Origin of the sequence: Cellulosimicrobium cellulans, assembly GCF_016907755.1 — a bacterium.
Taxonomy (GTDB): Bacteria; Actinomycetota; Actinomycetes; order Actinomycetales; family Cellulomonadaceae; genus Cellulosimicrobium; species Cellulosimicrobium cellulans_D.
The window spans coordinates 1160089-1181803 of sequence record NZ_JAFBCN010000001.1 but is presented as its reverse complement, the minus strand read 5'-3'; the positions used below and the strand labels follow the sequence as shown (position 1 = coordinate 1181803).

Below are 21715 nucleotides of genomic sequence, written 5' to 3'. Positions count from 1 at the left end.
CCTACCGTGGCAGGCATGATCTCGTGGGAGCTCGCGCTCGCCCTGCGCGACGCGGGCGTGCGGTGGTCCCCGGCGTCGGGCGACCGCTTCCGCCTCCTCGCCACGGGCGGCGACGGCGACGTCTTCACCGTGAGCGACATGACGATCGAGCCGCACGAGTTCGACACCGGCGTCGTGCTCGGCTTCAACGGGACGACCGAGTGGGCGCTCGACTCGGTCGCGCTCGAGGACGCGCTCTGGCACCCGCTCGAGGAGCAGCTCCGGGAGCTGCTCGGAGGGACCTTCCGCGCGCTGGAACGGTCGGCGGCCGGGTACGTCGTGCGCACCGAGGTGCTCGACGACCTCGCGACGTTCGCCGCGACGGACGCGGCCGACGCCTACGCGCGCGCCCTGCTCGCGCTCGTCGCCGCGAGCACCGAGGACCCGCCCTGACCCGCCGGCGGAAGACGAGCTGGCTCGACGGTGTGCGACGCGCTCCGTCCGTCGTGCGACGCGTGCTGCGAGCGCTGGGCGACGAGCCGCCCCCCGCGGTCGATCCCGAGCCGCCCGAGGTGTCGCCCGACCTCGTCCCTCTTCTGCGCGAGCTCGGGACCGCCCTGCTCGACTCCGGGCGCTCCGTGACGGACGTCGGGGACGACCTGGAGGCCGTCGCGCGGCGCTCGGGCGCGTCGACCGTCGGCACGCTCGTCCTCCCGACCGGCGTCTTCGTCCGGGTCAGCACCGCGGGCGGCACGGTCGCCGACTTCGCGGCCGCCGCCGCGAGCGGACTCAACCTCGACCAGATCGGGGCGCTCACGACCCTCGTGCACCGCCTGCGCACGACCGACGTCCCGCTCGCCGACGCCCGTGCCGAGCTGCGCGCGATCGTCGAGCGCCCGCCGCGGTTCGGCGCGGTCCTCACGATCGTCGGCCACGGGCTGCTCACGATCGGGTTCGGCCTCGTGCTCAACCCGACCGCCCGGCTCCTGCCGGTCTACCTCGCGCTCGGGATCCTCGTCGGCGCCCTGCGCTGGCTCGGGACGCGGTGGCCGACGCTCGCCACCGCCCTGCCCGTCGTCGCGGCGTTCGTCGTGACGCTCCTGGCGATCGACGTCGTCCACCCCTGGCTGGGCGACGACCCGCTGAGCGTGCTCGTGCCGCCCCTCGTCTCCTTCCTGCCCGGCTCGGTGCTCACGGTCGCCGCGATCGAGCTGACGAGCAACCAGATCGTCGCCGGCGCGAGCCGGCTCGTGTACGGGGTCGCGCAGCTCCTGCTCCTCGTGTTCGGGGTCGTCGCGGGGGCGGCGGTCGCGGGCCCGCTCGTCGCCGCGCCCGCGGCAGACCAGCTCGGGTGGTGGGCGCCGTGGGTGGGGATCCTCGCCGTCGGGCTCGGGCAGATGTACTTCGCGTCGTCGCCGCGCGGCTCGCTCCCCTGGGTGCTGCTCGTCCTGCTCGGCGCGTACGCGGCCCAGCTCGCCGGGGCGCTCGCCGCCGCACCGCTCGCGGGGTTCGTGGGCGCCCTCGTCATCGCGCCGCTCGCCGCGCTCGTGGAGCGGACGCCGCACGGACCGCCCGCCGCCGTCACGACCCTCCCGGCGTTCTGGCTCCTCGTGCCCGGGGCGCTCAGCCTGCTGGGCCTCTCCGACCTGGTGAACGGCGGACCGGAGGCGGCCCAGGAGATCGCGAACGCGGTCGTCGCGGTCTTCGGGATCGCGCTGGGCACCCTGGTCGGTTCGGCGGTCACGCGGGACGCGGGACGGGTGACACGTACCCTCTTCACATCCTGACCACACGGTCGGCACCCCATTCCCGAGGCTTCCCCCCGTCAGAGGGTCCCGCTGGACGCCTGTCTAGTTGAAGATGGAACAGCCGACCGGTCTCCGAGGTCCACCCTGCGACCAGACCAGCCGGCGTCGTGGTGAGAGGGCGCGTGCGTCCCGCCCCGACCGCACGCCGTCGTGGTCACCCAGCGCTCCGTCCTGCGCAGGTGGACCAGGGATGGGAGCGCTCCCGCGTTCGACCGCCCGCGACCACGGCCCGATGATCGGATCGTTCGCTTGACCACTGCACAGCACCAGAAGACCGCACCGCACACGACCAGCACCACCGGCGCGCGCCCCGCCGCCCCCGGCGAGGCGCGCTAGATGGGCCGCCACACCGCGAGCCGAGCCTCGCTCCCCGCGACCCTCGCCTCCGCCGCGCGCCGCGGCGCGCACGGCGCTGCACGCGTCGCGCCCCGCCGTCGCCGCACCCTCGGGACCGGCGCCGCCGTCGCGGCCGTCGCGCTCACCGCGAGCACCGCCGCGGCAGCCTTCGCCGACGGCGGTGCGCCGTCGGCGGATGTGCCCGCCGACTCCTCGTCCGCCGTACCGACCACGTCGACCGCTGCCGGCACGGCGCCGGTGACCCTGGGTGCGGTCGCGGCCGACCCCGCCACCGTCGACGCGGCGAGCGACGCCCTCGTGCGGGCACAGTTCCTCACCGGGGAGGGCGCCGCCGGGCTGACTCCCGAGCAGATCGCCCAGATCGAGGACGCGCGCACCCGGCTCAGCACGGCCGTCACCGCGGCCTCCCCGACCGACGGCTCGTCGGCGTTCGCCGGCCTGCCCGCGCTCGCCGACTCCGGGCTGGGCGGGACCGCGGACGACACGGCAGCCGACACCGCCGACGACGAGGTCGCCGACGACGACGCCGCGGTCGACACCGAGGGCGACGCGCTGCTGACCGCGTCCGACACCCTCGAAGCGAGCGTGCCTCACCTCGCCGAGCGCGGCTCCGACCGCGCGAGCCGGTCCTCGGCCCGCACGTCCCTCGAGGACCTCGCCGCCCTCCCGACGCTCGAGCCGACCGTGCCGGACCTGGCCACGGCGTCGGACGAGTCCTCGGACGAGGCGGGGACGGCGGCGGCACCCGACGCCGCGACGAGCGCTGACACCTCGACCGAGTCCCCCGAGGAGGACGCCGCGGCTGCCGACTCGGCGACCGCGTCGCCCGACCTCACCACCGGGACGGCGACGGACGCCACCACCGACGCCGCCGAGACGCCGGCGCCCGCGGGGTCCACCGAGGAGATCGCCGCGCTGACGGCCGAGCTCGCCACGCTGCTCGACGCGGCCGGCTCGGGCGTGACCGTCCAGGTCGTGCCCGGTCCGCCGTCGGCCGCGGAGATCGCGGCTCAGCTCGACCAGTGGGCCGCCTCCACGGCCGGCTTCGGCAACGGGCAGATCCCCGCGAGCGCGCTGTGCGAGCTGTCGTTCGCGCCGGGCGAGCAGCTCCGCTGCGACGCCGCGCACCAGATCGAGGCGCTCAACCAGAAGTTCGTCGAGGCGTTCGGCGTGAACCTCTCCGTGACGGACTCCTACCGCTCCTACGCCTCGCAGGTCGCCGTCAAGGCGTCGCGCGGCTACTTCGCCGCGCCCCCCGGCATGTCGAACCACGGCTGGGCGCTCGCGCTCGACCTCGGCGGCGGCATCCAGGGGTACGGCACCGCGCAGTACGAGTGGATGCGGGCCAACGCACCTGCCTACGGCTGGGACAACCCCGAGTGGGCACGCGCCGGCGGCTCGAAGAACGAGCCCTGGCACTGGGAGTACGGCGACCTCTCCTGAGGCTCCCGCTCCCCCGACCACGGCCCCCGGCGCCGCGACGACCTCGCGGACCGGGGCCGTCGTCGTCCCCGGCCGGCGACGCCGCCGCCGACCGACCCCCCCCGGGTCCCGCCGCGCGGTCAGGCGAGCGCGGTCGCGAGGAGCAGCATCGTCACGAGGAAGCCCGTCACGAGGTTGAGCCACAGGAACGTGCGCCACCCGGCGTTCGCGCGCTCGCAGTCGTCGTCGCGCACGTCGCGGAACCGCAGCACGTTGGCGGCGTACGGGAGCGGCAGGAGCGCGGCGAGGACGCCGGGCCAGGGCAGGACGGCGAGGACTGCCGCGGCGGCGACGTACGCCGCGGCGGCGCCGAGCACCGTCGCGTGCGCGCCGACCGCCGTCGCGACGGACGCGATGCCGCCCTCCCGGTCCGCCCGCACGTCCTGCACGGCGCCGAACGCGTGCGAGGCCATGCCCCACAGGACGAAGCCGACGAGCACGGGCCACACCGAGCGCGCCGACAGGTCTGCGTCGACGAGGACGAGCGCGTACAGCAGCGGCCCGGCGAAGTGCATCGCCGACGTGAACGAGTCGAGGAACGGGCGCTCCTTGAACCGGAGCACCGGCGCGGAGTACGCCACGACGCCGAGCACCACGAGCGCGAGGACCAGCCCGGCGAGCGGGTCGCCGAGCAGCAGCAGCGCGACGAGGAACGGCACGTTGGTCGCCACGCACGCACGCAGGATGCGCCGATGGGTCGCACGCGCGGTCGCGGGGTCCGCGAGCGCCCCCTCGATCCCGCCCTTGCGCGGGTTGCGCAGGTCGCTCGCGTAGTCGAAGACGTCGTTCACGCCATACATGAGCAGGTTGTAGGGCACGAGGAAGTACAGCGTCCCGACGACGAGCGCGAGGTCGGCCCGGCCCCCGGTCGCGACGAGGTATCCGGCGGCGAACGGGTAGGCGGTGTTGATCCACGAGAACGGCCTCGACGCCGCGAGGACCTCCCTCACCGCACCCCCTCGTCGCGGCGGTCGGTACCTGGTGCGTCGGGCGTGCTCGCGGGACGGCGCCGGTCGCCGAGCACGGTCCAGAGCACGGGCACCCCGAGCGCCGCCGCCAGCGGGTAGGCGAAGTCCTCGAGCGGTGCGCCCCAGAGGTACACGCCGAGGATCTTGTCCGGGGCGTAGACGTAGAGGTCCGCGGCGATCATCAGGGTGTCGAACACGAGCGTCAGCACGCACAGCACGACGGCGGTCCGCACGACCGCGCTCGCGCCCAGGCGCCGCAGCACGCGCCACGAGACCGCGACGAGCGCGGCGAGGACGAGGACGTTGAGCACGAGGTTCGTCATGCGTCGCCGCCGTGGCGGAGCCGGACCACGCGGTCGAACCAGCGCCACACGAGCAGCGCGACGTAGCAGAGCAGGGTGAGGAAGACCGCCTCCTCGACCGGGAGGTCGGGCGCGAGGAGGAGGCCCGTCATCCAGGGACTCTCGCCGCGCGCGAAGATGCCCAGCGCGAGCCCCGCGACGTCCCAGAGGAGGAACCCGACGACGCCCAGACCCACGGTGAGCGCGGCACGGCGCCAGTCCGACCAGAACGCGAGGCGGAAGCGCCGGTCGAGCACCGCGAGGCCCCCGAGGGAGACCGCGAGCGCCCCGAGGTACGCGAGGCCGGTCACCGCCGGACCTCGACGGGCCGCGCACCCGACGGCCGGACCCGCTCGGGCCGGCGGCTCGCCGCGAGGTAGCCCGCGCGCAGCGGGGTGGGCAGCGGGCGCGGCGACGTCTCGCCGAGCAGGCGCTTCGTGACGAGCTCGGCGCTGATGAGGCACATCGGGAGTCCCACGCCCGGGATCGTGCCACCTCCCGCGTGGTAGAGCCCGTCGACGCGGCGGGAGGCGGTCCGGGGCCGCCACAGGGCGGACTGCCGGAGCGTGTGCTCCATGCCGAGGGCGCCCCCGCGCCACGCCGAGAGCTCGGTCGCGAAGTGGGCGGGCCCGAGCACGCGCCGGGTCACGACCCGGCCCGGGAGGTCCGCGACGCCCGCCCACCGGCCCACCTGGGCCAGGTAGCGGTCCGCGAGGGCGTCGAGCGTGCGGCGGGACGGAGCGTCGGCGCCGAGGGTCGGGTCGGCGGGGAACGGGACGAGCAGGAAGAGGTTCTCGTGCCCGGGCGGGGCCGCGGGCGCGCCCGACGACGGCCCGTCGGTCGCGGACGTGCGCGACACGTAGAGCGACGCGGGGTCCGGGACGCGCAGCCCCGCCGGGTCGCTGCGCCGGTCGGTGCCGAGCACCGCCTCGAAGTTCGCGGGCCAGTCGCGCGTGAAGAAGAGGGAGTGGTGCGCGAGCTGGGGCAGCGCGCCCCGCACCCCCGCGAGCACGAGCAGTGCCGAGATCCCCGGGCCCTTGTCCTCCCACGACGCGGCGGGCAGGTCGGCCCACGCAGGGTCCAGGAGGGCGGTCTCGGTGTGGTGCCGGTCCGCGGCCGAGACGACGACGTCCGCCGCGACCACCTCCCCCGAGGCGAGGCGGACGCCCGTGACGCGCCCGCGCCGTCGGGCACCGGGGACCACCTCGATCCCGGAGACGTCGGCACCCGTCCGGAGCTCCGCGCCCTCCGCGCGGGCGAGGCGGGCCACGGCCTCGATCAGCGTGTGCATGCCGCCGCGCGGGTACTGCACGCCGTCGACGAGGTCGAGGTGGCTCATGAGGGAGTACAGCGCGGGCGCGCGGTAGGGCGAGGAGCCCAGGAAGACGGCGTGGTAGCCGAGGAGCTGCCGCAGCCGTGGGTCCTGCACGACCCGCGACGCGCGGTCCGCGAGCGACGCGCGCAGCAGCCCGGCGAGGCGTGGGAGCCGACGCAGCACCTCCGGGGAGAGCGCGCGGTCGGGCCGCTCGAACGTGGTGTAGAGGAAGTGGTCGAGCGCGAGCCCGTACGCCTCGCTCGCCTCGGCCGCGTAGGCGGCCACGCGGTCGCCGGCCCCAGGCTCGATCGCGTCGAACCGGGCACGGTTCACACCCGGGCTCGCCGAGAGCTCGAACGTGGACGGCGCACCGCCCGGGTCGTCGCGCTCGAAGAACACGCGGTACGCCGGGTCGAGCGGGACGAGGTCGAGGTGGTCCTCGACGCGCGCGCCGAGGAGGGCGAAGAAGTGCTCGAACACCTCCGGCATGAAGTACCAGGACGGCCCGGTGTCGAAGCGGAACCCGTCCACCTCGAGCGTGCCCGCACGGCCGCCCAGGACCTCGTGGCGCTCCAGCAGCGTGACGGTCGCGCCCCCGCGCGCGAGCAGCGCGGCGGTGGCCAGCCCCGAGATCCCGCCACCGACGACGACGACGCGCGGTGGCCTCACGCGAGCACCTTGCGCGGGCGGGAGGACCGGCCGGAGGCCATCTGGCCGAGGAGCTGGCCACCCGCGGCACGGGCTGCGAGCGCGACCTTGACCGTGTCGGGGACGCGCACGCGCGTCCGCAGGATGTCCTCCGGAGGCGTCGCCGCGAGGCGGGCGAGGAGGCGCTCGTAGACCGCGACCGTCGCCGCGACGGCGATCCGTGGCCGCACCGGGAGCCCTGGGAGCGCCGCGCGCGCCGCGGCGAGGTCCTCCTCGACCTCGTGGCAGAACGCCTCGACGTCGCGACGACGCAGCCGCCCCGGGACGACGCCGGGCAGGTAGGCGCGCCCGAGCTCGTCGTGGTCGGTGCGCAGGTCGCGCAGGAAATTGATCTTCTGGAACGCGGCGCCGAGCGCCCGCGCCCCGCGGACGAGGACCGGCTCCGCGACCCGCAGCGGATCGCCGGGACGACGGCGCGCGTTGAGGAAGACCGCGAGGCACATGAGGCCGACGACCTCCGCCGAGCCGTACACGTACCGCTCGTAGCTCTCGCGGTCGTGCACGCGCACCGTGAGGTCCGTGCGCATCGACGCGAAGAACGGGTCGAGCTCGGCGTGGCCGATGCCGCACCGGCGGGCGGTCCGCGCGAACGAGTGCACCACGAGGTTGGTTGACCACCCGCGGTCGAGCGCGCGCGCCACCTCGGCCTCCAGCTCGTCGAGGAGGTCCGCCGCGCCGTCGCCGCGGCGCGTGTCCACGACCTCGTCGGCGATGCGGACGAGGCCGTAGACGGCGTCGATCCCGTCGCGCGTCGGTGCGTCGAGCAGTCGCGCGCCCAGCCCGAACGAGGTCGAGTAGGACGCGAGCACGACCCGGCTCGTGCGCGCGGCGGTCAGGTCGTACAGCCGTGCCGGGTCGCTCTCGTCGCCCACAGGTCGTCCCGTCTCTCCCGTCGCCGGGGAACCTCCCCGGCTGATTCCTCAGCATGCTGAGGAAACCAGGGTGGCACGGGATGCCCGCGCTCACACCTCGGGAGCGCCCTCCGCGCCGCCGGCCGCCGCGACCTCGATGCGGCGCGGGCCCGCCTGCCAGGCCTCCCAGGCCGACGAGATGATCTCGGGCAGCCCGTTCGTCGCGGTCCAGCCGAAGAGCTCGTTGATCCGGCGCGGGTCGCCGACGAGCTGCGGCGGGTCGCCCGCGCGCCGCGGCAGGACCTCCGGCGTGACGTCGAGCCCGCTCACGCGCCCGATCTCGTCGATCACCTCGCGCACCGACGACCCCTGCCCGGTCCCGACGTTGAACACGTCGAACGGGCGCTCCTCGACGTCGAGGTACCCGAGCGCCGCGAGGTGCGCGTGCGCGAGGTCCAGGACGTGGATGTAGTCGCGGATGCACGTGCCGTCCGGCGTCGGGTAGTCGTCGCCGAAGATCTTGGGCTGCTCGCCGCGCTCCAGGCGGTCGAGCACCATCGGCACGAGGTTCAGCACGGCGGGGTCGCCGAGCTCCGGCCAGCCCGCGCCGGCCACGTTGAAGTAGCGCAGCGCGACGAACCGCAGGCCCCACGCACGACCGGCCGCGCGGCCGAGCCACTCGCCGACGAGCTTGGTCTCGCCGTAGGGGTTGATCGGCTCGGCGTGCAGCTTCTCCTCGACGAGGGAGACCGACGGCATGCCGTACGTCGCCGCGGACGACGAGAAGACCAGCCGATCGACGCCCGCCGCCTGCATCGCCGTGACGAGGTTCGTGAACCCGCCGACGTTCTGCTGGTAGTACCACGCCGGCTTCTCGACCGACTCGCCGACCTGCTTGCGCGCCGCGAAGTGGATCACTGCGCGCACGTCGTGCTCGGTGAGGGCGCGCGTCAGGACGTCCACGGCCTCCGGGGACGCCACGTCGACCTCGACGAGCGTCGCGTCGCCGACGCGGTCCGCGCGACCAGTGCTGAGGTCGTCGACCACGACCACCTTCTCGCCGCGCTCCTGGAGGAGGCGCACCACGTGCGCGCCGATGTACCCGGCTCCGCCGGTCACGAGGATCGTCATGGCACCCACCCTAGTGGGGCCGCACGGCTCGTCCGCCGCGCGCTCCTACGCGTGCCCGTGGGCCTCGCGGTCGCGCAGGGCGGCCGTCTCGAGCTGGAACGTCGAGTGCTCGACGGACACCGGGAAGTGGTGCGCGACGCACGAACGGACACGCTCCGTGATCTCGAGCGCGTGCCCGTCCCGGAAGCACGCGTCGTCGACGACGACGTGCGCCGAGATCGTCGGCAGGCCGGTCGCGACGGTCGACGCGTGGAGGTCGTGCACGTCCTCGACGTGGTCGAGCGAGAGGATGTGCGCCCGGACGTCGTCGAGGTCCAGCCCCTCCGGCGTGAACTCCATGAGCACGGCCGTCGCCTCGCGCAGGAGGCGGACGGCACGGGGGACGATGAGGAGCGCGATGAACAGGCCGGCGATCGCGTCCGCCTGCTGGTACCCCGTCGTCGCGATGACGACGGCGGCCACGATCACCCCGACCGACCCCAGGGCGTCGTTGACGACCTCCAGGAACGCCGCGCGCAGGTTGAGGTTCGCGCGGCGCCCGGACGCGAGGACGGCGATCGCGACGACGTTGCCGACCAGGCCGACGATCCCGAAGACGAGGAGCTCCGACGAGGGCACGTCCGGCGGCGAGAACAGGCGCCGTACGCCCTCGACGACGGCGTACGCGCCGACCGCGAGGAGGAGCGCCGCCTGCGCGAGGGCGGCGAGCACCTCGACGCGGCGGAAGCCCCAGGTGCGGCGCTTGGTCGCGGGCCGGAGCACGAGCGACGCCGCGACGAGCGCCACGGCCAGCCCTGTCGCGTCGGTGAGCATGTGCGCCGTGTCCGTGAGGAGCGCGAGGCTCCCCGTGAGGACCGCGCCGACGGCCTGCGCGACGAGGATCGTCGCGGTGATCCCGAACGCGACCGCGAGCCGTGCGCGGTGGTCGGGCGCGGCGACGTCCCCCGCACCGTGGTCGTGACCGGCTCCCATCACCCCTCCTATTCATCGTTCACCGACGATGATATCGGTGATCAGCGATGAATACCAGCCCGACTCCGCCGTACGACGGCGCCCGCCGAGGGCGCGGGGACGAGGTGGGGTCAGGGAGCGAGCGCGACGTGCTCGGCGTCGGCGAGGAGGTGCGCCACCTCGGGCCGGACGAGGCGGTACCAGGACGAGCGCCCCTCACGCCGCACGGCGACGACGCCCACGTCGCGCAGGGTCGTCAGGTGCGCGGAGACCGTCGACTGGGCGAGCCCGAGCTCGCGCGTGAGGTCGACGACGCGCCGCTCGGCGCCGGTCAGCAGGTGCACGATCGCGAGCCGGCTCGGGTCGGCGAGCGCGTGGAGCAGTCGCGCGACCGCCTCGTGGTCGTGCGCGCCGTCGTGCCGGGGGTCGCTCGCGGCGCTCGTCGTCACCACCCGATCGTAGCGATCGGCGCCCGCGCGCCGCGCGACCTCAGTCCCAGCCGAGCTCGTGCAGGCGGTCGTCGTCGATGCCGAAGTGGTGCGCGATCTCGTGGACGACCGTCACCGCGACCTCCTCGACCACGTCCTCGCGCGTCTCGCAGATCGCGAGCGTCGGGTTGCGGAAGATCGTGATGCGGTCGGGCAGCGCCCCCGCCGCCCACATGTGGTCGCGCTCCGTGAGGGGAACTCCCTCGTAGAGACCGAGCAGCTCGGGGTCGTCGGCGGGCGCGTCGTCCTCGACGAGCACCACCACGTTGTCCATCTGCGCCGCGAGGTCCGGCGGGACGAGGTCCAGCCCGTCGCGCACGGCGTCCTCGAACTCGGCCCGCGTCATCTCCACCACGCGACCATCCTCCCCTGTCGGCGGCACCCTCGGCGGCGCCGGCCACCGGGGAGCCCGGCCGAGGAGGCTGCCACGATCCGACCAGGAGGTCACGGTCGTGCCGCTGTACACTGGCGCACGTTCCTGAGCCCCCATCGTCTAGCGGCCTAGGACCCCGCCCTTTCACGGCGGTAGCACGGGTTCGAATCCCGTTGGGGGTACGCGTGATCGCACCGGGACCGGTGGCTACCAGCGGATTTACGGATCGGCTCCTCGGTACGGTACGATCCTCTCGGTTCGAAAGCGGGCCACCACACCACCAGGTTCACTGGTGAAAACCACCGGGTCCCCTGGTGTTAGGGTGTGTCTCGCGAAAGAACAGCAAGGCCCTGTAGCGCAGTTGGTTAGCGCGCCGCCCTGTCACGGCGGAGGTCGCGGGTTCAAGTCCCGTCAGGGTCGCGTGAGGCGAAGAGCCCGGTCGGCATCGGCCGGCCGGGCTCTTCCCCCATGGCTCTGTAGCTCAGTTGGTAGAGCGTTCGACTGAAAATCGAAAGGTCACCGGATCGACGCCGGTCGGAGCCACCGAAGAGACCCTCGCCCGGGATCCGGGCGGGGGTCTTCTGCATCCCACCGACGACGAGGTGCACCCCTCCCCCCGGCGTGCGCCGTAGGCCCTCGGGAAGTTGCGCACCGACCCGGGTGCCGGTTGAGTGGTGGGGTCACCTGCGGAAAGGCGGAGAGATGAGCGACTGGATCGACGGGCGCATCCCGCCCGAGGAGCAGAAGCCGACGGTCGGGCAGCTCGTCGAGCGCCTGTCCGAGCAGGCGACCCGCCTCGTCCGCTCCGAGATCGCGCTCGCGAAGGCCGAGCTCACGACGAAGGCCAAGCACGCCGGCATCGGCATCGGGCTCCTCGTGGTGGGCGGGGTGCTCGTCCTCTACGGCATCGGCTTCCTCTTCCACTCCGCCATGGAGGGCCTGGCGACCGTGATGCCGCTGTGGCTCGCCGCGCTGATCGTCGGCCTGGTGCTCGTTCTCGTCGCCGGTACGCTCGCGTTCGTCGGCGTCAAGCAGCTCCAGCGAGGCGTCCCTCCGACCCCGACCGGGGCGGTCGACAGCATCAAGGAAGACGTCGCGACCATCAAGGAAGGGCTGCGCCCGTGAGCGGAACCGACGGGGCCCCGGTGCCCCCGCTGACCCAGTCCCAGCTCGAGGACGAGATCGCGCGCACGCGCGCCGAGCTCGCAGGGACGATCGACGAGCTCACGACCCGCCTGGACCCGCGCGTCCAGGCCAAGCAGGCGGCGCAGCAGGCCAAGCAGGCCGCGACCGACACCGGGGCATTCCTCACGGGAGGCGGGCTGCCCGAGGAGGACCCGGACCGCTCGCGCAACGTCAAGCTGCTGCTGGGTGCCGTCGTGGCCGGTGTCGCGCTCGTCGCCGCGGCGATCCTGCGGCGGCGCTCCTAGCGCACTTCCCTGCACGTCCTCCAGGTCGAACCCGTCAGGACGTGCCGTGCCGTGTCCGTCGCGCCGGCCGTGCCGGCGGCGCTGGCGCGAGGACGGGTCAGGACTTGTCGGTGCCCTCCGCGGGCTCGCTGGCGGCGCCGAGCAGCGCCCGGACCTCGGACTCGCGGTAGCGGCGGTGCCCCCCGAGCGTGCGGATCGACGAGAGCTTGCCCGCCTTCGCCCAGCGGGTGACCGTCTTGGGGTCGACGCGGAACAGGCTGGCGACCTCGGCGGGCGTGAGCAGAACCTCGGACTCTCCGTGCATGGACATCACGACACCTCCTCCTGGTACGCGCTGGTCCGGCAGATACCCCGGATCACGACGACAGCACGACGCCAGTACCCTCCATTGTCGCAGCATGCGGATTTCGGGCGACTTGACGGACGGGTGAATTAGGCCGCCTATGGTCGGATCGGCCGGATAGGCGCTCGTGCGGCTTACGAGCCGTGCGGGGCCCGGGCTCCTCGACCACACGCAGGGCCCTCCGGACGCGGGCACCTGCCCCCGCTCGTGGAGACTCTGTGACGGTGGGCACGTCCGCAGCCCGTCGCGGTCTTCTGAGTGGATGGAATAGGCCCTGAGCATGTACCGTTGGACCCTGAACAGACGAAACTACACCCCGGGGCCGCACGTCTGAGCACGTAGCCGCCCCGCTTCTACGTTGAGGGGGTCGGAGCCATGGGCCGCGGCCGTCAGAAGGCAAAGCAGACCAAGGTCGCTCGCGCGCTGAAGTACTACAGCCCCGAGACGAACTACAGTGCGCTCGAGCAAGAGCTCACCGGTCACAGCCACACGGATGTCGTGACGGACTCGCGCTTCGGCGCCGAGTCGTCGGACGACCTCGAGCGCTACGACCAGCGCTACAACGACTGGTCCGACGACCGCTGACGGTCGCCGACCACCTTCCTCTCCGCGATCTCGCGCGGAAGCGTCTCGACCTCGACCGCGCCGTCCCCTGCCCTCGGTAGGCGACGGCGCGGTCGTCGTTCGTGACCCGTGCGCTCGCGCACCGGACCAGCGCCCCGCCCCGAGGTCTCCGCACCGTGGCCGTCGTCGTGCCCTGACGTCGTCGCGACCCGGCGCAGAACGGCATCCCCGAGCGGGCAGGCAGGTGCCGGACCCGCCCGGGGAGAGCGGAGCTCAGGCGCGGTAGTCGCCGACGAGGCGCACGGCGCCCGCCTGGACACCCTTGGTGCCGGCGACGAGGTCGCCGTCCGCGACGTCCCGGGCCGCAGCCGGGTCGAAGGCCTCGACCGCGCCGAGCACCCAGGCGGGGACGCCGAGCGCGGCACAGCGGGCGAGCGCGGCGTCGACGCCGTCGGCGCCGACGACCGCGACCATGCCGACGCCGAGGTTGAGCGTGTTCTCGAGGTCGCCGCGCGGCACGCCACCCAGCTCGCGCACGAGGCGGAAGACCGGCGGGACGTCCCAGCTCGCGCGGTCCACGACGCCGACGAGCCCGGCGGGCAGCACGCGCGCGAGGTTCGCGGCGAGCCCGCCGCCCGTGACGTGCGTGAACGCGTGGACCTGCGCGGCGTCGTCGGCGGCCAGCGCGAGGCAGTCGCTCGCGTACACGCGCGTGGGCTCCAGGAGCTCCTCGCCGACCGTGCGCCCGAGCTCGTCCACGTGCCGCTCGAGGCCCCAGCCCGCGTGCTTGAGCACGGCGCGCACGAGCGAGTACCCGTTCGAGTGCAGGCCCGACGAGGCCATGGCGACGAGAACGTCGCCCTCACGGACGCGCTCGGGGCCGAGCAGCCTGTCGGCCTCGACGACGCCCGTCGCCGCGCCGGCGACGTCGTACTCGTCCGCACCGAGCAGACCAGGGTGCTCCGCGGTCTCGCCGCCCACGAGCGCGGTGCCCGCGACCTCGCAGGCCGCCGCGATGCCGCGGACGATGCCCGCGATGCGCTCGGGCACGACCTTGCCGCACGCGATGTAGTCCGTCATGAACAGGGGCTTGGCGCCCACCACGACGATGTCGTCCACGACCATGCCGACGAGGTCGAACCCGATCGTGTCGTGGACGTCGAGCGCCTGGGCGATCGCGACCTTGGTGCCCACGCCGTCGGTCGACGTCGCGAGCAGGGGGCGACGGTAGGTCACGACCTCGGAGAAGTCGTAGAGGCCCGCGAAGCCACCGACGCCACCGAGCACCTGCGGTCCGTGGGTGCGGCGCACGGCGTCCTTCATGAGCTCGACGGCCTTGTCACCGGCCTCGGTGTCGACGCCCGCGGCGGCGTAGGTGAGGCCCGTCTGGGGCGAGTCGGCAGTCACGGTGTCGGCTCCAAGGAGGTCTCGCGGCGCACGCGCCGGTGGTGCGGGTGGTCTCGGTTCGGCATCAGGGGTGAGCTCACGGGTGCTGGAGCGCGCCGGCCCCGCCGGCGGTCACCGCCAGGCTGCGCAGCCCGTCCTCGGGCGCGCCGAGCGGGAGCTCGGCCTGCTCGAGGAGGTGCTTGCCGAGCTGGTCGTCGGGCGGCAGCTCGATGGGGTACTTCCCCGTGAAGCACGCGGTGCAGAGCTGCGACGACGGCTGCTCGGTCGCCGAGATCATGCCCTCGGTCGAGATGTAGCCCAGGCTGTCGGCGCCGAGCGACTGCCCGATCTCGTCGGGCGAGAGGCCGTTGGCGATGAGCTCGGCGCGCGACGCGAAGTCGATGCCGTAGAAGCACGGCCACTTCACGGGCGGCGAGCTGATGCGCACGTGCACCTCGGCCGCCCCGGCCTCGCGGAGCATGCGGATGAGCGCGCGCTGCGTGTTGCCGCGCACGATCGAGTCGTCGACGACGACGAGGCGCTTGCCGCGGATGACGTCGCGCAGGGGGTTGAGCTTGAGCCGGATGCCGAGCTGGCGCAGCGTGTCCGACGGCTGGATGAACGTGCGCCCGACGTAGGCGTTCTTGGTCAGCCCCTGGCCGAACGGGATGCCCGACTCGGCGGCGTAGCCCACCGCGGCGGGCGTGCCGGACTCGGGGACGGGGATGACGAGGTCGGCGTCGACGGAGTGCTCGCGCGCGAGCTGGCGACCCATCTCGACCCGCGCAGCGTGCACGGAGCGGCCGTTGATCGAGGTGTCAGGGCGCGCGAGGTAGACGTACTCGAAGACGCAGCCCGCGCGCTCGGCGGGCGCGAAGCGCTGCGAGCGCAGGCCGTCCGCGTCGATCGCGATGAGCTCGCCCGGCTCGACCTCGCGCACGAACGACGCGCCGACGATGTCGAGCGCCGGCGTCTCGCTCGCGACGACCCAGCCGCGCTCGAGGCGGCCGAGGACGAGCGGACGCACGCCCTGCGGGTCGCGCGCGGCGTAGAGGGTGCGCTCGTCCATGAAGACGAGCGAGAAGGCGCCGCGCAGGCGCGGCAGCACCTCGAGCGCCGTGGCCTCGAGCGTGTGGTCCGCGTCGCCCGCGAGGAGCGCGGTGACGAGCGCCGTGTCCGTGGTGTTGCCGCGCGCGAGCTCGCCGCGGCGCTGGCTGCCGTAGCGCTCCGCGACGAGGTTGACGAGCTCCGCGGAGTTGGTGAGGTTGCCGTTGTGCCCGAGCGCGACGGTCCCGGACGCGGTGGCGCCGAGCGTCGGCTGGGCGTTCTCCCACGTCACGCCGCCCGTGGTCGAGTACCGGCAGTGCCCGACGGCGATGTGCCCCGTCAGGGCGTTGAGGGCCGTCTCGTCGAACACCTGGGAGACGAGTCCCATGTCCTTGTAGACCAGGATCTGCTCACCGTTGCTGGTGGCGATGCCGGCCGACTCCTGGCCTCGGTGCTGCAACGCGTACAGCCCGAAGTAGGCGAGCTTGGCGACCTCTTCGCCGGGCGCCCAGACACCGAAGACGCCGCAGGCGTCCTGGGGGCCTTTCTCGCCGGGCATGAGGTCGTGGTTGAGAAGTCCATCTCCGCGGGGGGCCACGTACCTCAGTGTCCCACAGCAGGCGCGTCGGGACCGAAGCGCGAGGTCATGCGGACGGCAGGCCCGCGCGCGCGGCCGCGGTGCCGTCGGGGCAGGCGTTCACGGAGGCGTTACGTCGTCCCACCTGTCGGGCAGGGGTTTCGCTGCGTGGGAACGCCGCGCTTGAATCTCGACTTACCCGACCGCGGCAGTCGAGTATCACGCAGGCTGCCCCGGCCGTCCCGCTCGATCACCTGACCGAGCCCCGCTCCGCCCCTGCACGACCACCCGTTCCCGGCTTCCCCGGGACCCCGACGAAGGACGACACCATGCGACGCCTCCGGACGACGATCACCCTCGCGGCTGCCGCGGCAGCCACCGCCCTGGTCCTCACCGCCTGCGCGCCGACCGCCGTCGACGGGTCGGGCGGTGGTGACGCGAGCGGCGACGCGAGCTCCGACGTCGAGCCCACGACCCTCTCCCTGGTCGGCTTCGCCGTGCCCAAGGCGGGCAACGACGCCGCGCAGGAGCTGTGGGGCGAGACCGAGGACGGCCAGGGCGTCACGTGGGAGACGTCGTACGGCGCCTCCGGCGACCAGAGCCGCGCCGTCGCCGACGGGCTGGAGGCCGACTACGTGCACTTCTCGCTCGAGGGCGACGTCACGCGCCTCGTCGACGCCGGCCTCGTCGCCGACGACTGGAACGCGGGCGAGAACAAGGGCATCGTCAGCCAGTCCGTCGTCGTGCTCGTGGTGCGCGAGGGCAACCCGAAGAACATCCAGAGCTGGGAGGACATCGTCCAGCCCGGCGTCGAGATCGTCACCCCCAACCCCGGCTCGTCCGGCTCGGCCCGCTGGAACATCCTCGCCGGCTGGGGCAGCGTCATCGCGAACGGCGGCTCGGAGGAGGACGCGACCGAGTACCTGCGGAAGTTCTTCACCAACGCCGTCGCGCTCCCGGGCAGCGGTCGCGACGCGACGACCGCGTTCACGTCCGGCACGGGCGACGTCCTCCTCTCCTACGAGAACGAGGCGATCCTCGCGCGGCAGAACGGCGAGACGTTCGACTACGTCGTCCCGGACCAGACGCTCCTCATCGAGAACCCGGCAGCGGTGACGGTCGACGCCGACCCGAAGGCCCAGAGCTACCTCGACTTCGTGCTCACGCCCGAGGGCCAGGAGGCGTTCGCGCACGTGGGCTTCCGCCCCCTGACCGGCGACGTCGACTTCGACGTCGAGGGCGCCAACGACCCGAGCGACCCGTTCCCGGCCGTCCCGACGCTCCTCACCATCGCCGACGACTTCGGCGGCTGGTCGGCCACGAACGACAAGTTCTTCGGCGACGAGGGCCTCGTGACGAAGATCCAGGCCGAGACCGGGAAGCAGTGACCCGTGTCCTCGACCCTCGCTGAACGACCGGGCCGGGCGGCGCGCGAGCGCCGCCCGGCTCCGGCCGCGTCACGGCCGCGCCGGGTCCGGCCGGCACGCCGGACGCCCAACGGTCCCTACCGCCTCACCCCGGCTTCCGGTCTCGGGCTCGGGGTCGCGCTCGTGTGGTTCTCGGCGCTCGCGCTCGTCCCCCTCGTCGCGGTGCTCGTCGAGACGTCGGTCGGCGGCTGGCCGGCGTTCGCCGCCGCGGTCACGCAGCCGCAGACCGCCGCGGCGCTGACCCTCACCGTCACGCAGGCGCTCGCCGTGACGGCCGTCAACGTCGTCATGGGCACGCTCATCGCCTGGGTCCTCGTGCGCGACCGGTTCCCCGGGAAGCGGCTCCTCGAGGTCCTCATCGACATCCCGTTCGCCCTCCCGACGATCGTCGCCGGCCTCGTGCTGCTCGCGCTCTACGGGCCCTCGGGACCGCTCGGGATCGACGTCGCCAACACGCGCGCCGCCGTCTTCCTCGCGTTCCTCTTCGTCACGCTGCCCTTCGTGGTGCGCAGCGTGCAGCCCGTGCTCGCCGAGCTCGACCGCGACGTCGAGGAGGCCGCCGCGTCGCTCGGCGCCACCCGCTTCACGACCTTCCGCCGCGTCGTCCTCCCCGCGCTCGCCCCCGCGATCACCGCGGGCGCGGCCCTGTCGTTCGCGCGCGCGATCAGCGAGTACGGCGCGCTCGTCCTGCTCTCCGGCAACCTGCCGATGCGCACCGAGGTCGGCTCGGTCCGCATCCTCAGCTACCTGGAGAACGGCCAGCCCGAGCAGGCGGCGGCCGTCGCGTCGGTGCTCCTGCTCGTGTCTCTCCTCGTCATCGCGACGATCCAGCTCCTCCAGCGAAGGGTGGCCCGCCGTGGATAGCTCCCCCTGGGTGCGCCGCACGCTGCGCGCCGTGGTCGTCGTGTACCTGGTGCTGCTCGTCGGGTGGCCCGTCTCGCTCGTCGTGCGCGGCGCGTTCGCGGACGGGCTCGAGACGTTCCAGCGCGCCCTCACCGACCCGTCCGTCGTCTTCGCCCTCCAGCTCACCGCCGCCGTCGCGGTGCAGGTCGTGCTGATCAACACGGTCTTCGGCGTCGGGATCTCGATGCTCATCGTGCGCTACGACTTCCCGGGCAAGGCCCTCCTCAACGCGCTGCTCGACCTCCCGCTGTCGGTCTCCCCCATCGTCGTCGGGCTCTCGCTCGTCCTCGTGTACGGGAAGAACGGCTGGTTCGGCGGCGCGCTCGAGGACGCCGGGCTCCAGGTGATCTTCGCGCCGCCGGGCATCGTCCTCGCGACGGCGTTCGTGTGCCTCCCGCTCGTCATCCGCGAGGTGGTGCCCGTCCTCACCGAGCTCGGCACCGACGAGGAGCTCGCCGCGACGAGCCTCGGGGCGACCTGGTTCCAGACCTTCCGGCGCATCACGCTGCCCGCGATCAAGTGGGCGGTGGTCTACGGCGTCGTGCTCACGCTCGCCCGTGCCCTCGGCGAGTTCGGCGCCGTCAAGGTGGTCTCCGGCAACTTCGAGGGCCGCACCCAGACCTCCACGCTCCTCGTCGAGCAGCGCTACCAGGACTTCGAGCAGGGCACCGCCTACGCGGTCGCGTTCCTCCTCGCGTCCGTGTCCGTCGCGTGCATCGTCGCGGTGACCTTCCTCCGCTCCGACGACGCCGGCGGCTCCCGCACCCGCCGCACCGCCCCCCGAACCGCCGCCCCCACGGAGGCCGACGCATGAGCATCGAGATCCGCAACGTCCGCAAGACCTTCGGCGACTTCGTCGCGCTCGACGACGTCTCCGTGTCCGTCCCCACCGGTCGCCTCACCGCGCTGCTCGGCCCGAGCGGCGGCGGCAAGTCGACGCTCCTGCGCGTCGTCGCCGGGCTCGAGGTGCCCGACGCCGGCGAGATCGAGATCGAGGGCCGCGACGCGACGAACCTGCCCGCGCGCCGCCGCAACGTGGGCTTCGTCTTCCAGCACTACGCGGCGTTCAAGCACCTGAGCGTCGCGCGGAACGTGGCGTTCGGGCTCGAGATCCGGCGCACCCCGAAGGCCGAGGTCGCCGAGCGCGTCGACGAGCTCCTGCGCCTCGTGCACCTCGAGAGCTTCGCGCACCGGCTGCCGTCGCAGCTCTCCGGCGGCCAGCGCCAGCGCATGGCGCTCGCGCGGGCGCTCGCGATCCGGCCGAGCGTCCTGCTGCTCGACGAGCCGTTCGGCGCGCTCGACGCCAAGGTCCGCAAGGAGCTGCGCGACTGGCTGCGCCGTCTGCACGACGAGATCCCCGTGACCACGGTGTTCGTCACGCACGACCAGGAGGAGGCGCTGGAGGTCGCGGACGAGATCGTCGTCGTCAACGAGGGCCGCATCGAGCAGGTCGGCACGCCCGACGACCTCTACGACCGCCCCGCGAACGACTTCGTGATGAGCTTCCTCGGCCCGGTGACCCGGCTCGGCGGCGTCCTCGTCCGCCCCCACGACGTGCACGTCGAGGTGCTGCCCGACGGCACCGCGGACGGCACCGTGGACGGCGCGGTGCCGTCGCGCCCGGGCGGCCCCGTGACCGGGGTCGTGACCCGCACGACGCGCGTCGGGTTCGAGGTGCGTGCCGAGGTGGCCACCGAGGACGAGGTGGTGTCCGTCGTCGTGACCCGCGCGGAGGCCCGGACGCTGGGTCTCGCGCCGGGCGTCGCCGTCCGGCTCGCCCCGGCCGAGGGCGCGCCGACGTCCGTCGCTCCCCGGCCGGTCGGCGCGTCGGTCCCTGGCTGACCCGCGGTCCCGCACCGCCCCGACGCGGCCCCGACGCGGCCCCGTCGCGGCCCGGGTGCCGCCCCGACGCCGCGGACGGGTCGCTATCCTGCCGGCGTGGCTCCCTCTCGCGTCGACCCCGCGCACCGGGACGGCGACGACCGTGACCGCGACGGCCGACCTCGGCACCGCCGCGAGCGGGCGGCCTACCGGTTCGTGGAGGTCCGCGCCGCCGCGGGCCCGGTCCGGCTCGACGGCCTCACGGCAGGCGTCGGGGCGTTCCTCGTCGGCACGGTCCTGGGCTTCCTCGTCCTCCTCGGGCTCGGGCTCGTCGGCGGTGAGCTGGTCTCCGGCGGGCGGTACGAGGCCGACGAGGTCCTGCGCTCGACGATCGGCTGGTGGGTCCTGGTCCTCGCCGTCACCGTGCCGGTCTTCGTGCCGGCGCACGCCGCGGCGACGCTCGCCGTCACCCGCGCCCTGCTGGCCGAGGACCGGCCCCGCACCGACGTCCCGCCGCACTCGGTGCGGAAGCGCGTGGCGGAGTCGAGCCCGGCGGGGGCGCTCGCCGGGCTCGCCTGGACGTACCTCGTCCTCGCGCTCCTCGCCGGAGCGGTCGGGCTCTTCGCGATGGACCGCGACGACGCCGAGCGCACCCCGACCGTCGTGGTCTCCGCCGTGGTCGGGGTCGTGACCGCGACCGGCCTGCTGCTCCTGCCCGGGCTGCGCACGCGCTGGTCCGCCTGGCAGGACGTCGTACGCACGACGTGGGGTCCGAACGAGGTGCGCTTCGCCGAGGAGGCCGAGCGTCGTCGCCGCGCCGCGCTCGGCCCGTCGGCACCCGTGCGCCCGGCCGGTCGCACCGCGCTCCGGAACGACCGGGCGGCCGCCGTGCTGGGCGGTGCCGGCCTGGTCGGCCTCGTCCTGTTCCTGGTCGGCCTGTGGATGCGGCACCCGCGCAAGTTCGGTCCGGACCGGTACTACGGGCCGGTGGGCGAGGTGTCGATCGACGTCCTCGTCGGCGTGGGCGGTGCGCTGGTCGGGGCGGCGCTGCTCGTCGGCGCGGTGTGGCTCCTGCTCCCGGTGTCACGACAGGGACGGCAGCGCCGGGCGGGTCTCGCGCTCCTGCGCTCCCCGGAGCCGTCCGCACCGCCCGCCGACGACGTCGTCCGGGAGCTCCTGTCCCCCTGGTCGGCGTCCACGACGGTCGCCCTCGTGCTCCTGGCGGGCTCCGGGATGCTCGCGCCCTCCGTCCTGGCCAGCATGTCGGGCGGCGGCGTCACGCTCCTGGTCGACGCGGTGCCGTCCGCTGCCACGGCGGCGGTCCTGGTCGCCGTGACCCTCGCGGCGCTCTGCGTCGTCGTGGTCGGCGTGGCGCGGTCGGCGCGCTACCGCGCGCTGGTGCGCGAGCGCTGGCACGTGGGCGACGACGGACCCGGCTGACGCCCGGGCCCGGCACGCGGTGACG

Annotated in this window: 23 protein-coding genes and 3 tRNA genes; 14 read left to right on the top strand and 12 right to left on the bottom strand. The window is 74.0% G+C overall.

Going from position 1 to position 21715, the window contains the following annotated elements; translation table 11 throughout:
* Positions 1–15: 15 nt before the first annotated feature.
* From JOE63_RS05120 to JOE63_RS05110, 3 genes are all read left to right on the top strand, one after another.
* Positions 16–432 (top strand): pilus assembly protein CpaE, encoded by a 417-nt coding sequence (locus tag JOE63_RS05120; RefSeq protein ID WP_087471019.1) that lies wholly within the window; start codon positions 16–18, stop codon positions 430–432.
* A gap of 62 nt (positions 433–494) precedes the next feature.
* Entirely contained in the window at positions 495–1766 is a 1272-nt protein-coding gene (locus tag JOE63_RS05115; RefSeq protein ID WP_204539648.1) for a threonine/serine exporter family protein, read from the top strand.
* 357 nt (positions 1767–2123) lie between these two features.
* Positions 2124–3587 carry a M15 family metallopeptidase gene (locus tag JOE63_RS05110; protein ID WP_204539645.1) on the top strand — a complete coding sequence of 488 codons (1464 nt, stop codon included), beginning with the start codon at positions 2124–2126 and terminating at the stop codon, positions 3585–3587.
* Positions 3588–3706: 119 nt separating this feature from the next.
* On the opposite strand, the gene JOE63_RS05105 is transcribed toward JOE63_RS05110, so the two are convergent.
* From JOE63_RS05105 to JOE63_RS05070, 9 genes are all read right to left on the bottom strand, one after another.
* Positions 3707–4576 carry a prenyltransferase gene (locus tag JOE63_RS05105; RefSeq protein ID WP_087471016.1) on the bottom strand — a complete coding sequence of 290 codons (870 nt, stop codon included), beginning with the start codon at positions 4574–4576 and terminating at the stop codon, positions 3707–3709.
* Entirely contained in the window at positions 4573–4917 is a 345-nt protein-coding gene (locus tag JOE63_RS05100; RefSeq protein ID WP_087471015.1) for a lycopene cyclase domain-containing protein, read from the bottom strand. Before JOE63_RS05100 ends, JOE63_RS05105 begins: the two co-directional genes overlap by 4 nt.
* Positions 4914–5246, bottom strand: coding sequence for a lycopene cyclase domain-containing protein (locus JOE63_RS05095; protein ID WP_087471014.1), 333 nt, complete (start codon positions 5244–5246; stop codon positions 4914–4916). Before JOE63_RS05095 ends, JOE63_RS05100 begins: the two co-directional genes overlap by 4 nt.
* Positions 5243–6919, bottom strand: coding sequence for a phytoene desaturase family protein (crtI, locus tag JOE63_RS20875; protein WP_244286030.1), 1677 nt, complete (start codon positions 6917–6919; stop codon positions 5243–5245). Before crtI ends, JOE63_RS05095 begins: the two co-directional genes overlap by 4 nt.
* Positions 6916–7830 (bottom strand): phytoene/squalene synthase family protein, encoded by a 915-nt coding sequence (locus tag JOE63_RS20870; protein ID WP_307839942.1) that lies wholly within the window; start codon positions 7828–7830, stop codon positions 6916–6918. Before JOE63_RS20870 ends, crtI begins: the two co-directional genes overlap by 4 nt.
* Before the next feature lie 90 nt (positions 7831–7920).
* On the bottom strand, positions 7921–8940 hold the full coding sequence (gene galE / locus JOE63_RS05085; RefSeq protein WP_087471013.1) for a UDP-glucose 4-epimerase GalE: 1020 nt from the start codon (positions 8938–8940) through the stop codon (positions 7921–7923).
* A 45-nt stretch (positions 8941–8985) separates the two neighbouring features.
* Positions 8986–9912: a cation diffusion facilitator family transporter gene (locus JOE63_RS05080; RefSeq protein WP_087471012.1), complete on the bottom strand. Its 927-nt coding sequence runs from the start codon at positions 9910–9912 to the stop codon at positions 8986–8988.
* A 110-nt stretch (positions 9913–10022) separates the two neighbouring features.
* The gene (locus JOE63_RS05075) at positions 10023–10340 is read right to left on the bottom strand and encodes an ArsR/SmtB family transcription factor (RefSeq protein WP_204539642.1); all 318 of its coding nucleotides are present in this window, start codon (positions 10338–10340) and stop codon (positions 10023–10025) included.
* 40 nt (positions 10341–10380) lie between these two features.
* Entirely contained in the window at positions 10381–10725 is a 345-nt protein-coding gene (locus tag JOE63_RS05070; RefSeq protein ID WP_087472743.1) for a metallopeptidase family protein, read from the bottom strand.
* Between the two features lie 136 nt (positions 10726–10861).
* Here JOE63_RS05070 and JOE63_RS05065 point away from each other — a divergent pair.
* The 5 genes from JOE63_RS05065 (at position 10862) to JOE63_RS05045 (ending at position 12182) form a co-directional block, all read left to right on the top strand.
* Positions 10862–10934: transfer RNA gene (locus JOE63_RS05065), tRNA-Glu, on the top strand.
* Positions 10935–11098: 164 nt separating this feature from the next.
* A tRNA-Asp gene (locus JOE63_RS05060) sits at positions 11099–11172 on the top strand.
* Between the two features lie 50 nt (positions 11173–11222).
* Positions 11223–11295 (top strand) — tRNA-Phe (locus JOE63_RS05055).
* Positions 11296–11454: 159 nt separating this feature from the next.
* On the top strand, positions 11455–11877 hold the full coding sequence (locus tag JOE63_RS05050; RefSeq protein WP_087471011.1) for a phage holin family protein: 423 nt from the start codon (positions 11455–11457) through the stop codon (positions 11875–11877).
* Positions 11874–12182 (top strand): DUF3618 domain-containing protein, encoded by a 309-nt coding sequence (locus JOE63_RS05045; RefSeq protein WP_087471010.1) that lies wholly within the window; start codon positions 11874–11876, stop codon positions 12180–12182. Before JOE63_RS05050 ends, JOE63_RS05045 begins: the two co-directional genes overlap by 4 nt.
* A gap of 97 nt (positions 12183–12279) precedes the next feature.
* On the opposite strand, the gene JOE63_RS05040 is transcribed toward JOE63_RS05045, so the two are convergent.
* A complete protein-coding gene (locus JOE63_RS05040; RefSeq protein ID WP_024839011.1) occupies positions 12280–12492 on the bottom strand; it encodes a BldC family transcriptional regulator in 213 nt (70 codons plus the stop codon).
* A 408-nt stretch (positions 12493–12900) separates the two neighbouring features.
* On the opposite strand from JOE63_RS05040, the gene JOE63_RS05035 reads away from it, so the two are divergent.
* The gene (locus JOE63_RS05035) at positions 12901–13110 is read left to right on the top strand and encodes a DUF3073 domain-containing protein (protein ID WP_047231363.1); all 210 of its coding nucleotides are present in this window, start codon (positions 12901–12903) and stop codon (positions 13108–13110) included.
* Positions 13111–13362: 252 nt separating this feature from the next.
* Here the strand turns inward: JOE63_RS05035 and purM are convergent, their stop codons facing one another.
* Positions 13363–14496 (bottom strand): phosphoribosylformylglycinamidine cyclo-ligase, encoded by a 1134-nt coding sequence (purM, locus tag JOE63_RS05030; RefSeq protein ID WP_204539639.1) that lies wholly within the window; start codon positions 14494–14496, stop codon positions 13363–13365.
* A gap of 76 nt (positions 14497–14572) precedes the next feature.
* Positions 14573–16120: an amidophosphoribosyltransferase gene (gene purF, locus JOE63_RS05025; protein WP_087471008.1), complete on the bottom strand. Its 1548-nt coding sequence runs from the start codon at positions 16118–16120 to the stop codon at positions 14573–14575.
* A 308-nt stretch (positions 16121–16428) separates the two neighbouring features.
* Here purF and JOE63_RS05020 point away from each other — a divergent pair, with 308 nt between their 5' ends.
* From JOE63_RS05020 to JOE63_RS05000, 5 genes are all read left to right on the top strand, one after another.
* Positions 16429–17487, top strand: coding sequence for a sulfate ABC transporter substrate-binding protein (locus JOE63_RS05020; RefSeq protein WP_087471007.1), 1059 nt, complete (start codon positions 16429–16431; stop codon positions 17485–17487).
* A 3-nt stretch (positions 17488–17490) separates the two neighbouring features.
* On the top strand, positions 17491–18390 hold the full coding sequence (cysT, locus tag JOE63_RS05015; protein WP_087471006.1) for a sulfate ABC transporter permease subunit CysT: 900 nt from the start codon (positions 17491–17493) through the stop codon (positions 18388–18390).
* Positions 18383–19243, top strand: coding sequence for a sulfate ABC transporter permease (locus tag JOE63_RS05010; protein WP_087471005.1), 861 nt, complete (start codon positions 18383–18385; stop codon positions 19241–19243). Before cysT ends, JOE63_RS05010 begins: the two co-directional genes overlap by 8 nt.
* Positions 19240–20271: a sulfate/molybdate ABC transporter ATP-binding protein gene (locus JOE63_RS05005; protein WP_204539637.1), complete on the top strand. Its 1032-nt coding sequence runs from the start codon at positions 19240–19242 to the stop codon at positions 20269–20271. Before JOE63_RS05010 ends, JOE63_RS05005 begins: the two co-directional genes overlap by 4 nt.
* Before the next feature lie 96 nt (positions 20272–20367).
* On the top strand, positions 20368–21690 hold the full coding sequence (locus JOE63_RS05000; protein ID WP_204539635.1) for a hypothetical protein: 1323 nt from the start codon (positions 20368–20370) through the stop codon (positions 21688–21690).
* Positions 21691–21715: the final 25 nt, after the last annotated feature.

Coding starts and splice junctions, on each gene's coding strand:
- JOE63_RS05120 (WP_087471019.1), top strand. CDS start 16: ATGATCTCGTGGGAGCTCGCGCTCGCCCTGCGCGACGCGGGCGTGCGG.
- JOE63_RS05110 (WP_204539645.1), top strand. CDS start 2,124: ATGGGCCGCCACACCGCGAGCCGAGCCTCGCTCCCCGCGACCCTCGCC.
- JOE63_RS05100 (WP_087471015.1), bottom strand. CDS start 4,917: ATGACGAACCTCGTGCTCAACGTCCTCGTCCTCGCCGCGCTCGTCGCG.
- galE (WP_087471013.1), bottom strand. CDS start 8,940: ATGACGATCCTCGTGACCGGCGGAGCCGGGTACATCGGCGCGCACGTG.
- JOE63_RS05080 (WP_087471012.1), bottom strand. CDS start 9,912: ATGGGAGCCGGTCACGACCACGGTGCGGGGGACGTCGCCGCGCCCGAC.
- JOE63_RS05070 (WP_087472743.1), bottom strand. CDS start 10,725: ATGACGCGGGCCGAGTTCGAGGACGCCGTGCGCGACGGGCTGGACCTC.
- JOE63_RS05050 (WP_087471011.1), top strand. CDS start 11,455: ATGAGCGACTGGATCGACGGGCGCATCCCGCCCGAGGAGCAGAAGCCG.
- JOE63_RS05040 (WP_024839011.1), bottom strand. CDS start 12,492: ATGTCCATGCACGGAGAGTCCGAGGTTCTGCTCACGCCCGCCGAGGTC.
- JOE63_RS05035 (WP_047231363.1), top strand. CDS start 12,901: ATGGGCCGCGGCCGTCAGAAGGCAAAGCAGACCAAGGTCGCTCGCGCG.
- JOE63_RS05020 (WP_087471007.1), top strand. CDS start 16,429: ATGCGACGCCTCCGGACGACGATCACCCTCGCGGCTGCCGCGGCAGCC.
- JOE63_RS05005 (WP_204539637.1), top strand. CDS start 19,240: ATGAGCATCGAGATCCGCAACGTCCGCAAGACCTTCGGCGACTTCGTC.